13 protein-coding genes and 2 pseudogenes are annotated in these 12,807 nt (G+C 51.0%); 1 reads left to right on the top strand and 14 read right to left on the bottom strand.

Annotated elements, in window-relative coordinates:
- Window positions 1–66: 66 nt before the first annotated feature.
- The 14 genes and pseudogenes from F3I20_RS22535 to F3I20_RS22475 form a co-directional block, all read right to left on the bottom strand.
- Window positions 67–756, bottom strand: coding sequence for a tyrosine-type recombinase/integrase (locus tag F3I20_RS22535; protein ID WP_150015923.1), 690 nt, complete (start codon window positions 754–756; stop codon window positions 67–69).
- A 432-nt stretch (window positions 757–1,188) separates the two neighbouring features.
- Complete coding sequence (locus tag F3I20_RS22530; RefSeq protein WP_150015924.1) at window positions 1,189–1,488, bottom strand: hypothetical protein; 300 nt, start codon at window positions 1,486–1,488, stop codon at window positions 1,189–1,191.
- A gap of 239 nt (window positions 1,489–1,727) precedes the next feature.
- On the bottom strand, window positions 1,728–1,934 hold the full coding sequence (locus F3I20_RS22525) for a hypothetical protein (RefSeq protein WP_150015925.1): 207 nt from the start codon (window positions 1,932–1,934) through the stop codon (window positions 1,728–1,730).
- Between the two features lie 30 nt (window positions 1,935–1,964).
- The gene (locus F3I20_RS22520; protein ID WP_150015926.1) at window positions 1,965–2,318 is read right to left on the bottom strand and encodes a hypothetical protein; all 354 of its coding nucleotides are present in this window, start codon (window positions 2,316–2,318) and stop codon (window positions 1,965–1,967) included.
- A gap of 72 nt (window positions 2,319–2,390) precedes the next feature.
- A complete protein-coding gene (locus tag F3I20_RS22515) occupies window positions 2,391–2,726 on the bottom strand; it encodes a hypothetical protein (protein ID WP_150015927.1) in 336 nt (111 codons plus the stop codon).
- A 487-nt stretch (window positions 2,727–3,213) separates the two neighbouring features.
- A pseudogene (locus F3I20_RS24495) lies at window positions 3,214–3,672 on the bottom strand (YobI family P-loop NTPase).
- A 132-nt stretch (window positions 3,673–3,804) separates the two neighbouring features.
- A complete protein-coding gene (locus F3I20_RS22510) occupies window positions 3,805–4,575 on the bottom strand; it encodes a hypothetical protein (RefSeq protein ID WP_150059934.1) in 771 nt (256 codons plus the stop codon).
- A gap of 153 nt (window positions 4,576–4,728) precedes the next feature.
- Window positions 4,729–5,400 (bottom strand): hypothetical protein, encoded by a 672-nt coding sequence (locus F3I20_RS22505; RefSeq protein ID WP_150053244.1) that lies wholly within the window; start codon window positions 5,398–5,400, stop codon window positions 4,729–4,731.
- A 129-nt stretch (window positions 5,401–5,529) separates the two neighbouring features.
- The gene (locus tag F3I20_RS22500) at window positions 5,530–6,069 is read right to left on the bottom strand and encodes a fimbrial protein (RefSeq protein WP_150015930.1); all 540 of its coding nucleotides are present in this window, start codon (window positions 6,067–6,069) and stop codon (window positions 5,530–5,532) included.
- Between the two features lie 17 nt (window positions 6,070–6,086).
- On the bottom strand, window positions 6,087–6,626 hold the full coding sequence (locus F3I20_RS22495; protein WP_190286000.1) for a fimbrial protein: 540 nt from the start codon (window positions 6,624–6,626) through the stop codon (window positions 6,087–6,089).
- Between the two features lie 31 nt (window positions 6,627–6,657).
- The gene (locus tag F3I20_RS22490) at window positions 6,658–9,258 is read right to left on the bottom strand and encodes a fimbrial biogenesis usher protein (RefSeq protein WP_150015932.1); all 2,601 of its coding nucleotides are present in this window, start codon (window positions 9,256–9,258) and stop codon (window positions 6,658–6,660) included.
- Between the two features lie 38 nt (window positions 9,259–9,296).
- Window positions 9,297–9,980, bottom strand: coding sequence for a fimbria/pilus periplasmic chaperone (locus tag F3I20_RS22485; protein WP_150015933.1), 684 nt, complete (start codon window positions 9,978–9,980; stop codon window positions 9,297–9,299).
- Window positions 9,981–10,056: 76 nt separating this feature from the next.
- Complete coding sequence (locus tag F3I20_RS22480; RefSeq protein ID WP_150015934.1) at window positions 10,057–10,662, bottom strand: fimbrial protein; 606 nt, start codon at window positions 10,660–10,662, stop codon at window positions 10,057–10,059.
- A gap of 246 nt (window positions 10,663–10,908) precedes the next feature.
- Window positions 10,909–11,325 carry a hypothetical protein gene (locus F3I20_RS22475; protein ID WP_150015935.1) on the bottom strand — a complete coding sequence of 139 codons (417 nt, stop codon included), beginning with the start codon at window positions 11,323–11,325 and terminating at the stop codon, window positions 10,909–10,911.
- 922 nt (window positions 11,326–12,247) lie between these two features.
- Between F3I20_RS22475 and F3I20_RS22470 the strand changes: the two are divergent.
- A pseudogene (locus F3I20_RS22470) lies at window positions 12,248–12,546 on the top strand (Tn3 family transposase); the annotation flags it as partial.
- Window positions 12,547–12,807: the final 261 nt, after the last annotated feature.

The raw sequence follows: 12,807 nt of genomic DNA, 5'->3' as shown, positions 1-12,807 counted from the left end.
GGTTGTTTCAGACGAGATCAATAAAAAATCAGCAAATACGCTTTTCTGTAAAAACTCATTTACGACTTACCGTAAGGGAGCCTTCAGCGGCAACGCGGATTGAAATCCCAGAAGTTCCAGAGCGGCATCAGATGACATTGAGAATGACAGATCCGGGGTCACGTCCAGCGCGAATATCCGGGTGTAGACTTCGGTGTTCTCAAGCCGCTTGTGCCCCATGAGCGCCTGAACCTGCTTGATATGCACGCCGTTCATCAGCAGGTGAACGGCGAAACTGTGCCGGAATGTATGGGGTGTAACAGGACGGACAGAGAATATTACGCCATCCTGTTCAGCCCGCCTGACGGCAGCCCGTATCCAGTTACGCGGCGTTTCCTGGCTGGCCACATCCCACATCGGCGTTGCCCTGCGTGTCAGCAGTCTGAACGTGGCAAAAAACGCCTGCATGCGCCGCACGTAATCCACATCAGGCAGTGGCAGTGCACGAAAGGGCACTTCCTGACGTTCTTCCCGGGTGGGCCGCCCGCGAGAGCGAGGTGCGCGTTGTTTCAGGGTTCGCAGCCTCACGAACGGCATATCGGCATTGAAATAAAAGTCGGCGGGTGTCAGGGCAAGCGCTTCATTGATGCGTGCCCCCGTGTTCCAGAGGGTTTCAATCAGCATGCGCTGGCGCAGATCGGGCAGATAGCGCAGCAGTACCGCGATTTCCGGTGCCAGCAGATAGCGGGGGACGTCAAGATCGGCTGCAATGGCCATTTCCCGCAGGCGGAGCGCGCGCGCATATCCTCCGGAAAGAATGACAGCGCTACGTGAATTCTGTGAAAGTTCGGGGGGTAAGTAGTCCAGTTTTTTAATCTCCGCACGCTGAAAACCGGCTGAATAAGCCTGCAGACCTGTCAGGACAAGGCCTGCAGGACATTATCACACCCGGAAATTCTGCCCGGAATGATGTCAGTATAAAAGCGCAATAAATCGGTGATCGGTCAGTTGAGCATAACGCAAAAATTGGGGAAAAAACGAAATAAGCTATAAAAACACAGAGGTATAACCAGAACCGGACAGACAGCAGGTGTGCCGGCCCACTGAAAAATCTTGCTATCCTGCTGTTATGAAGGGACTTTTAAGTTCAACGGCAGAAGGCAGGGCAGGTTAGGGATTCCAGCGGAAATCCCTAACCTGAACCGGAGGTCAGTTGCGGTCAGGATCCTGACGCGATTTTTTGCGACAGGTAACGTAATACTTCCCGTCATCACGGAGCAACCATTCGAGGATGAGGCCACTCTTCTGCAAGGCTGATAAAAAGGATTCACCTTCACTGCTGTTACTCAGGATCAGAGTGGCCGTCTGCTGACTGAATAATTTCCTGTATTCAGTTTCATCTAACTCAGACACCATCTCTGCAATATCAGAACGGCCGATACCTTTGTACGTGAGCAGCCGGATTATCAGGCTTATTTTCTGACTATCGTCAGTTGATAGTTTAATCATGCCCTTAATTACATCACTGGAGGGTTTTAAATAATCCAGGAATTGCTCGCTGTATCAGTTTTATGTTTAACCAGTAACGCCGCTTTTTCCTTCAGGCTGAAATCAGCTGAACCGCATATCTATGTCAGTAATCCTTCAATGGAAGGGTGCAGCAGCAGGCTGACGATTGTTTCGCTGTTTTCTTCTGACCCCATGAATATCTCGCGGGCAAAAAACGTAAATATTTGAATCAATATATTTCATACATTTCCCAGTTCAAGATCATTTACCAGTGATAGTGGGCGGACATCAACTTTCTCACAGGTGATGTCATCATCGTGAGCCAGCCCGGCAACGACAGTTCTGAAAGAAGCTTTGTTAAAGCGATACATTTCATTATCAGCGATAAAACGTAAAGCAGTTAACTCCATATCAGTCACTGGCAGGGTAATATCATCGTAAACCACATTGAGTCTTTTTATATTTTTCAGAAAGGGTTAAACTGTATCCGCGTCAAGTTGTGATATCAGCTGATATCCTCTTTCTTCAACAAACTGCCTGTAATGCCCTCGATTCTCCGACACGCCGGGGTCAACAAATGCAATCATGTTTATGATGATATGAATTAGTATTGCATCTGATTCTTTTCCTTCCAAAAGGGCCAGCATTCGATCAAGATAATGATTATCTCCCAGAGCCAGAGAAATTAATTCTGAAAATGAATTTTGCTGCGTGAACTTTGCGTTCTGCACACTGAATAAAGAGATAACAGCGTCGGAATTTTTTTCGAAAATCTTCAAAATCATCCCTGACAAATAGCGTTCATGAAGGGCATTTTTATTTTTCATCATATAAGTCACAAGTTGATTATGAACTGTCCCTTCCCGGTAAATGTAGTTCTGATCAGCTAGCTCAGAGATGACTTATTTTTCATCATCGAGCGTAAAACTGTTATTTACACTTTCACAGTTCGTTAAACGACCCACTGCTTTTATATAGTCATTATCGTTAACAGAAATAGCGCCTTCATGAAAAATAGAGCGAAACATCATATAATCCTGCATGATATACCCATTTGTCAGCAGGTAATAAAGTGCCTCATAACCACCATGACGAAAACCACTTCGAATTGTTTCCAGCTGTTTCTGGTCAATAATTTCCGGATCGTCATCTTTATCAATATATTCATTCACTACATTTATAAATTGCTCTTCGCCAATTTTTGTGATTAAATCAGAAAGAGTGATGGAGTTTCTCAACCTTATCTTTTATTTTACTGCTCTCAGATCAATCGCTGTTTTTCTGTACTTCACCTCTCTGCCTGAAGAAATAATTTTTTCCTTTCCTCATACTCATTGGTTATATTACTGACGAAAAATTAAAACCCCCTAAAAGTTTTATTATAGCGATCACCGTATCCAAAAAAAATACTGACGATGCAGAGCTAAATAAATCAATAAAATAATTCTCATTTTTATGCAAATCATCCGGAACAAACTTCTCCCCATGCTGCGAACCATATTTACTATTTGAGAAATATAGACCGCGCCACAGCTCATAAGGCAAAAGCGGCAAATAATCTCCATTCTTACGTCAATTGCGGATGATGCTTTTTCTTCTTTTAGTCTCTCAAGACTATTGTAAAGACTGTCTTTCTCATCATCCAGGGATGTGAAATATATTCATGTAGATTTCTGAGCCGATAGTCATTCATAATAAAATACAGCAACCCGGCTTTCTTATCAGTTAGATTATAATCCTGAGAGTGGATGTTTTTATAAAAAAAATAATAGCAAATATTTTGACTTCGCTTGTATTATCCTCAACTATCTTCCTGAATAAGTTATACTCATTAGCCATATTCTGCAAATATCGCATGTCGCTTATGTAGAGAGACAACTGTTTTAGGAGTACATCATGTTCAGCCGGAAAGCCCTTTAGCTTGTTTTTCAGATGCGTGTAGGCGTTTCTTGCATCAAGCACAGGGACGACAGGAAGGATGAAATCAAAGAATTTAGTCCGTATATCAGGGCCAAGAAAAACATCATCGCGGCATGCGTAAAGAAATCTTACAGGGTAATCTTTAAGATTATTAACTATCTAATTGATTTCCCTAAACCTTACAAAAACATCTGCATTCCCTAGCCGGTCTAAATCTTCAAACACCACTATTTTATTTTTTGATCTGGAAAAGAATGCCGGCAGACGGTGTCCACCGCGCGTCGTACGCCCGCCCCCCGCTCAGAGCCCGGTCAGACCATAAGATGCAGTCCGAGCGACAGCACTGAAGTGGTTGTTCTTCCCGGCAGCCCTCCCCAACCGGAGGTTTCGTGGCATTCAATGGACAGATAACACAACCTGCAGCGTGGCGTGCATGGCGCCAGTGCCCGTCGGGGTCCATCGCAACGTAACGTTGCCGTTTTGCTTAAAGTCCATGCCATACCCGGCAGTCACTACGCCGTGCAAGTCGGGCGCCGCGGTCAGTGTTCCCCCGAAGTCGCTCCCGTCATCACGGAGTGTTGGAATATGTAACACCCCATCGCTTCCACCGAGCCCCATGCCCAGATCCAGATTGCCCCCGGAGAGTGTTACCGCGAATGTTTGTTCGGTTGTCTGCCCCACGTGACCTTCTCCCAGGTCGATCGTGTCAGGCACAGTGGCGGTCACGGAATCGGATGGGGCCACGGACTTAGTGACACTATCCTTATCGAACCATACGCTGCCGTCCTTTACTTGTAGAGCCGTTATATCCGTCTCAGCGATTTTCGCCTTACCCCATACTGTACTGCTGCATGCGACCGTATACGTCTTCGTTTCCACTTCATCCCCACAACATTCTTGTTGTCCCGTGCATGTCTTTTCGTTAATGATTATCCCCGCCTTCCTCGTGGCTATAAGGTCATGCAGCTCTGTGTTGAAGGCTTCTGAGAAGGTGCTGCGCAAAATGCAGCATCTGTAGGTGTTATTGTCCGCATAACCCCCCGTCTCTGACGATATGGCCGTGGAGTTTTCGATAACCAACGTCGCAGCTTCCGCGCGGGTGATTAATAACGTTGCCGCTGCGGCGGCAAGAACACCCCGTAATGTTTTTTGCATGGAGTTCTTCATCCCGGTAACATTTTTCCTGCTGATAGTATGGAAAACAAGTAATGTTCTTTTCGCCAGACCACTACCGTTTGTGCAACAGAACCCAACATTAAACGCTGTCCTGGAGAGGCAGCTATATGCAATACAGCACGTTTCTTACAATCGGCCCCTTTCTCACGGTATGCTCACCGTAGCATTGATGGCACCGGTATAGATGCCAGCCGGCAGTTTCTTCGTTTTGGTTTGCAGCGTCACCGTATGCGCCCCCGGGGCCGTTACCCGCCATCCGCGCAATTTGTCATAGGTTGCCCCATCTATCGAAATCGTCAGCACGCCCTTGTTTAGTGTGAAGCTGCTTTCCCCCGACAGCCCCGCCCGATCATCCTTGACCAACTTTATGATGGTAGGTACATCGGCGTCGCCCCCACCACTATCGACTGCGGTCCCAGTCCCTTTTGCGCGATACGCAACTCCACCGTCATAGTCCACGATGAGACTCGCGTTGATTGTTTGGACTTCATCAGATACCCGCCCTCCTCCCACCAAGCAGGTGAATGTGGTATAGGGATTAGCCGTGATATCGCCTACCACGCACTGGGTGCTGGTACCACAGTCCATGTCATGCTCCAAGGTTTGTGGCCCGCCGACGTGAACGGATAGAGGGACCGCAGGCTCCCCCGCAGCCACCTGGCAGGTGGCTTTCAGACTGACCAGCCAGTTATTCCCATTCGATTTTTTTGTTATTTGAAACAGAGGCAAGTATCGCACGGGATCGCTGTGGATAGTCTGGGCGCTACTGCTTAGCGCCGCGATTGTCAGTATCGTTCCAACCAGCCAGTCTGTCATTCTTAATTTCATCTGAGTATCTGCTTTTTAATATAACTCAGTCACCGGCAGGATGACCGGATAATGTCATTCATCCACAGCGTCGCCTTCAGCCCCCATTCCTCTTCACTGCCGGAAGGCGTTAAAGCGCTACGAATAAGTGAATGCTACGGTGACGATCGATTGCACATTTCCAGCGGTCACCGTATCGGCGGTCGAAACATATTTCACTGTATATTTGATATCGTAACTGCCGTCCTGTTCCCGGGTCTGGACGTCGGCATTACTGGTCCCGTCTGTTTTAAACGCGAGGCCGTCGAGATCAAACACCTCAATACCCACGCCGCCAGCCGGATTGTCCGTTGCCGTATTGCTAAAAACAGTACCGCTGCCCGTACCCGACACTTGTATATCCAGCTTGCTCTGGTCGCTTGTGCAGTTGTTGAGCTTAATTTCCATGGTGGCCTGGCCGACCTCCTTACCTGCCGCCCCCCCGAAATCCCTGACGTCCACGGGAGGAAGCGTAACCGGCTCCGGCTGAACCAGCGTGCAGGACGCATTCTTCACCGTGCCCGTTATGGTGATAGTAGCGGTGTCTCCGGCAGCGTAAGCGGTCAGCGCAAAGGCAAGAAACGCCACGCCAGGGATGACTGCCGTCAGGGTTTTTCTGATTTTCTGCATTTTCTGCATTTCCTGTTTCTGATTTTTTACTGATATTCCAGCTTCAGGTTAACCACGGATGCAAATCCACCTGCTGACACTGTTGCCGCAGTGGCCACGTAAGCAGCCGTGTAGGCCAGCGTATTGGTTTTGGTCGCGTCCAGTGATGACTCTTCCTTCGTACCGTTCGGTAAAAAAAGGGTATTCCCGTCAGTCTCATAAAAATACAGCCCGACGCCTGTTGCCGCATCCCCCCCGGTTGCTGCATTTTTAAACGCGCTTTTATCCGTATCGTCCGGGTCACCCGAAGCCGTCACGTCCACTTTAGAGGTGTCTTTTCCGCAGTCCTTGAGTACCAGGTTGACGGTCTTTTTACCTGCAACAACGCCCTTAGACTTGAAATCCTTGTCAGAAAGCGTCGGCAGCGTCACGGTAAGATCTGAGTTTGTCGTGTCAATCACGCAGGTATTCGAAACAATCTTTCCTTTCACATTAATTGTCGTGCTGTCTCCCGCCGCCCATACGCTACCCGCAGAAAGGCTCATGGCACACACCAGAAGCGCAGATGCGCTTTTTTTCTTTTTCATATCTGATACATCCTTTATGTTTACTTTTTGGTTAATGGCAGTCGGCCTGAATTCTGACAACGGCCTGATTAACGGTTGCATCCTGCAGGCTGTAAGGGGCGCTGCAGGTCATGCCCGCGCCGTCACCCCACTGAGCCTCAAGCATGCCCGTCTGTGAGAGTCCGGACAGATAGACCTGCCCCTCGTCCCCGACGATACCGCCGCGCTCACCCGCCGTGACCATGGCACCAAAGGGCAGTGGTTTACCGTCGTGCATCAGCGTCACCAGCACGCGACTGCCGGTGTACCCTTTGAAGCGTGCGCGCACCACCGCGCCCCGGGTGGGTACGACCCGGCTGACGGCATCGTCAATGTCCGTCTGGTCATTGAGCGAATCGGTGTCCAGCGCCACGCGGTTTTCCCGATAGACTGACGCGTAGGGTACGATGGCGTATCCCCGCCAGTCAGTGTGAACCCCCGTTTCGTTAACGATGCTGATGTCCGGCACGCCGGGTACGGCCACCAGTACGTTCGTTTCTCCCGGCGCCTGCCCCAGGGTCAGGCCCTCACTGTGCAGAATGGCGCCCCCGCTCAGGCCATAGCTGACCTGCCTGTAGTCTCCGCTGTAGCTGTAGCCCAGGTTTGTTTCCCCGTAGCCGCCCTTGTAATCCGCGCTCAGGCTTCCGCCGTTGCCGGCATTCCTGGCATAGCTCTGTGAGACATTCCAGCCAAGCCGGTCGCCTTCCAGCGCCGTTCCGCTGAGGGAGGCCTGATGCGAAATCTGATTGTCCGCATTCTGGTTCACGCTGTATGAGGCGGTAAGCGTATGACGCTGGCCGCTGTCGCCATAAAAAAGCGCGTCCAGCGGTATGGAAAAAGAGGCAAATATCGCCCGGTCCGAACCGTTCAGGCCGGCGTTCCGGCTCAGGCTCAGGCTGTAGCTGACGCTTTTCACCGTCCCGTTAAACCCGGCCTGCAGTGAGGTACTCACCCCCGAGGTGTTCCAGTAGTTCTGGCGAACGCCGCTGAGATAAAGTGACCCCAGGCTGCCCACCTGCTGGGAAACGCTGACCTGAATCTTTTCCCGCTTGTTGTTATAGAGGTTGAAGTAGTCCGTGTAGGGGCGTTTCACCGGCCGGCCTTCCACATCCACCGTGTTGTAATCGTAGAACCAGCCCTGCATGCCCTTCAGGGCCGTCTCATCCAGCGTGTGGAACCCCTCGGTTGAATAGCGGTACCCCGTCAGCTGAAAAGACGTGCCCAGGTCGTTAAGGGAGCGGGCGTACAAAAAGCGCAGCGACTGTCCCTGATGGTGACTGCCGTCTGCAAGGGTACTGTCTGCCTGCGTGACGTCTGCCGAAAAGGCCCCCAGGGTGCCGATATTCAGGCCGGCACCAAGCAGTGCAGAGAGATAGTTGCCGGAATACTGCATGCCGCCGTAGACGGTTACCCCGGCGGGCAGCCCCCAGACCAGCGTGCCCTGAACCACGTCAGGGTTGCTGTACCGGTTGCTGAGCGCCTTAAAGCGGCCAGTCGCCAGCGCATACTTCACGCTCCCCTCCCGCTGAAGAACGGGCACGGAAGAAAAGGGCACCGTAAAGGTCCGTTGCGCGCCGTCCGCTTCCGTAATCGTGACCTGCAGGTCTCCGCTCGACCCCACGGGAAAAAGGTCGTCAATGGAAAAGGGGCCGGGCGGCACAAAGGTCTGGTAAACCACGTATCCTTTCTGCCGGATGCTGACCCGGGCGTTCGTGCTGGCCACGCCCCGTATAACGGGCGCATACCCGCGCCGGCTGTCAGGGTACATGCTGTCATCTGTGGCAAGCTGTACCCCGCGCAGCTGCCAGGAGTCAAACACATCGCTGCTGGTCGACCCGTCACCGACGAGCAGTTCGCTGTGCAGGGGAATAATGGCCCGCTCAGCATAGGTTTCGATATGCTGCCAGTCCCGCTGGCGGGACTGGCGACTCTGATAATCGTTCCAGACGCGATAGTCACGCAGACGCCAGGGCCCCATGTTCAGACCGCTGCGCAGGTTGAGGTAATGGCTGCTGCTGTCGCCATACCGGCCCTTGTTCTCGCTGCCGCTGAGGCTGTAATTCATCAGGGCGGCCGTAATGCCGTCATCCCAGCGCTCTGGCGGAATGTATCCGTGCGCGCTGTTGTTCATCGCTGCCTGGGGAATACTGATATCCAGACGCATCTTCTGGAAATCGAACGAGGTAAATGCCTCCGGGATAATCTGTCCGGGTGATACGCACTGCCCGGCCGGCAGGGCGGCCAGTGCGGGGAACCGGCCGGTGTTTACACCCAGTCCGGTCAGGTCATGCACCGTCAGGCACGCCATCAGCCCTGTGCTGTCCCGGATATCCCTTGTTTCCGTCTTTGCCTGGCCCGCCTTTTTTCGCTCCTCACCGGCGTCAACAAAACGAACGTTCCTGCTGGTCACCTCGCTGCCGTTGAGATAAATATCGACAGGATAACTGCCGGGCAGCTGTGATCCTTCCTTCTCAAAGTGAGACAGATCAGCCACCATCTGCGGGTTCGTTGCCACCAGTTCCGGCGGGAAGTACAGCTCCGCCCGTACGCGGGCAGGTGAAAGACATGCAACAAATACGCACAGTGCAATTTTTGAAAAAGTAATAGTGCGCATCTTTTACCTCTGACAAACAATCATTTCAGGGAAACCGACTAAAAATGTGCGACATGTTCAGCCGTCAATGCGCCGAAATCATTGATGGTGTGATAGGTAATCTGGCCCTGCGCCGGGAGAAGGACATGCCCGCCGGGGGCAACCATGGTGTCAGGCAGGCTTTTGACTCCGCTCTTAATCTTCGCCAGCGTGATGTAGTACGGCGTGGGGTTATCCACCTCAGTCTGTTCCCCCTGCCGGTGAAAGGTCAGCAAATCCTGAGCCTTTTCTTCCGACGGCGACAGTTCTGCCGGCCGGACAAAAAGCTTGATGCGCGTGGTGGCAGCCAGCAGCAGGATGTTTTTACCCTCCAGACTTTTTTTATCCAGCGAAGGGATAGCCTTGGAGTTGAGGTAATAAAGGGTTTCCTGGTCCTTTCTCGGAGGCTGTCCGATATACATAATCCTCAGGGTGTTTTCATTTCCCGGGCCGCTGACATACAGCGGCGGCGTGACAATGAAGTCCGCGCTTTTTTTGCCTTCCGCATCCTCGACCCATGACTGCACCATGAAGCTGGACTTGTCCGACGTGTTATGCACAGACATACTGACCTGCTTCTGACCTGCCGGATAAATAACCCGCGTTGCACCAAGGGTAATTCCGCCCGCCGACGCCACCGTTGAAACAAGACACGATGCAGAAACCAGCACGGCACATAAGGTATTTCGAAATACACTGGACATGATATTTCCGTAACAGAAAATGGAGGAATAAGTGCGGCCAGACCAGTGCTGGCCGCGATTGTCAGCCCGGCAGGCCTCAGCTGTAGGTCACCTGAAAATCAACAACTGAGTTTGCGGAGCCCGGTGTTACGCCAGCATCGGTAGCAACGTAATCGGCACCGAAAGGTATGGTGTTTGAGCCGGCCTGGATGGTCTGTTTAGCGGAGGCCTTTGAGCCATCTACCGCGACTGCAGTGCCATTCTGAAGAATCTGAATGCCCACATTTGCGGCAGGTTTTGTTTCGTCGCCCGCGCCGCTGGCTGACGGAGACAGAGCCAGCACATCGGCCTTACCACTGACGGCTGTGCCTTTAAAAGTAATGGCTGCACCGGTGTAATTCGCCGTTGCGCCGGTGGCATCCTTATCCAGCACACAGCCAGTAAGCTTGATAGAAAAAGGCACAGCGGCGCTGGTATCACCAGCGGCGGAGAAGTGGTTAGCCGGCACCTGACCGAGCTTAACTGTCTGTCCGTCAGAATCGTTGTCAACCGCACAAGGGGTGGCAACAATTGAGCCGGAAAAGTTAATTTTTCCGCCGTCAATGGTGATCGGGGTCTGGGCTGGGGCTGGGTCGCCGGCCATTGCATCAGACGCAGCCACCATCAGTACCGGCATCAGCGCAGCCAGAATAATTTTTTTCATTTTAAATATCCCTTATTTGCAATAATTAAAAAACAGGTTAAAAAAGGCCAGAACAGGTCAGCCTGTTATATCCCCTTTGTGACGACAGGAGATATAGGCATGCGAACCTGTATTCACATACCGGAAATAACAACTCTGAAAAAAGAGTTTTCATTAATGCAATGGACATTACATATTTAACGGCCCTTTCAAGCCGCTGGTGCATACCAAACGCTCCGGCGTTTTATTACCGGTTTAACAGGCGATTTACGTCAGAACGCCTTCAAGAGAAAGCATATATTCGGTGCACATCTGTAAATATCTCAGCTCCTGAAAAAAGGAGCGTTCACTTCCGTCATCGTGGTTCTGCAGGCATTCCTTCATCTCGGCATTTATCCACGCGTAATCTGCCCGGTTCAGGTGCGGACCACTCACGGTTTCCAGAAAGGTGCAGATGCGCGCGCACTCCATAAAGCCGTAATGCCGCATAGCCCTGAGCAGTTTTCTTTTACCGATATCGTCAGAAGAGATGATAACACTATTTTCCAAACACCTTACCGATCGCATCTTTGCGTCCGGCAAGCCTGAATATGCAGACTGACTGCAGGAACGGGAAATAATTCTCCTGCCTGCCTCCCTGTACTGCTCTTTTTCTCCAGCCATATTTTGATGTAATTTCCGCATTATAATCATCCCACTCCAGATAAAAATCTGGTTATGGTCTGGTCGCTGTGGACTTTTGTTTAAAACCTGCGCCTCGCCGGAAACCCGTTATAAAAGTCTGGCAGGGTGGCATATCGCGGAAGGAATTATCGGCCAGACAAACATTGATCGTCAACGCCGATCAATAAAACAAAAAACAAAGGAATCATCGATCGATGCGGATATACTTCGTGGCTTACGCACAATTATTTCGCCCAACCAATTGATTTATAAATAAAAAATAATCAGAAAACGCAAAGAAAAAGAAAGATCCTTCAGAAAAATGAAACGCACGGGAATTCACTCTTGTTTAGAAATAATTGAGGTGTGGAAAAGCGATATGTTAAATACTGCAAAAGCAGGATAAATTAATTTTATCAATATCTTTAAATTACGGAAATATTGGTTATGAAAATGGAAGAGAAAAGGGGTTTGCAGCCTGGCCAGGAGAGTGCCTTACAAAAAAGGCAGCTCATACAGTAAAGGACTGCAGAAGCCCGGGCCGGATAAAGATTCCGTGCCGTATGAGCGCAGACCGCACGTGAGGTGGTGATGGTGGTGGAGAACCGGCAGGCGGTTTTCGCACAGAGGCTGAGGACGGCCAGCCGGATAAGGCCTTATTGAACAGATTCCGGAAATAGGTGAAGCAGGATCTACCTTCGTCAGCTGAAAATACCGGGTCTGTACGCGGTACGTTCCGCGCCCGCCGTGTCAGGGAAGCGGCGGACGTTAATGCTGCTGGAGATTCCGCGGGATAAGAACCTCTGACCGGGTGACCTCAGTAAAACAGGGAACCGTGACAGCATCTCTGATGCTGAAAAAGCCAGCCAGCTACTCCAGGTAAAACGGTCTTGCCAAAGCACTGAGAGAAATTGGCCGCATTGAGCGAACGCTATTTATGTGCCGGCTGGGAGACATCAGGGACAGAAAGCCGGAAAATCAGAGCTACCGCGCCAGTGAACTGACGCTTCTGACAGCTGCGATCTCGCTGTGGAATACTGTTTATATGGAAAGGGCGAACGATGCCCTGAAGCGTAAGGGACTTAAGAGCAACGAACAACTGCTGGCGCATTTGTCGCCGTCAGGCTGGGAACACATCAATCTGACAGGCGATTATACCTGGAAAAGCAACCGGTTATCGGCTTCCGGTAAGTTTCGTGGGCTGAGGCCCGGTAAAGCAGAACGGTCAGAAAACAACCTTAACGTGCAATAATTTTCGGTATCCAGACTGATCTCATTATGCGGCTGCGTAATGACGCAGTGAGAGCGGGAACGCAAAATAGCCGGAAAGGGGACCGAACCACCCCGGCACAGTCTCCTGAAGAAATGGCAATTCTGTTCACCGCCAATGTTAGCTTTTTCCGGGCTGTGATAACATCTCAGGGTCATTTTTCAGAGCCCGGGCTGATGAAGAAGAAAAACAGCACACCCACGCCTCATGATGCCACGTTCAGGCAGTTCCTG

Source organism: Candidatus Pantoea gossypiicola (genome assembly GCF_008632075.1).
Taxonomy (GTDB): Bacteria; Pseudomonadota; Gammaproteobacteria; order Enterobacterales; family Enterobacteriaceae; genus Pantoea; species Pantoea gossypiicola.
Note: the sequence above shows the minus strand (reverse complement) of the source record. Positions and strands in the feature narration are given on the sequence as shown.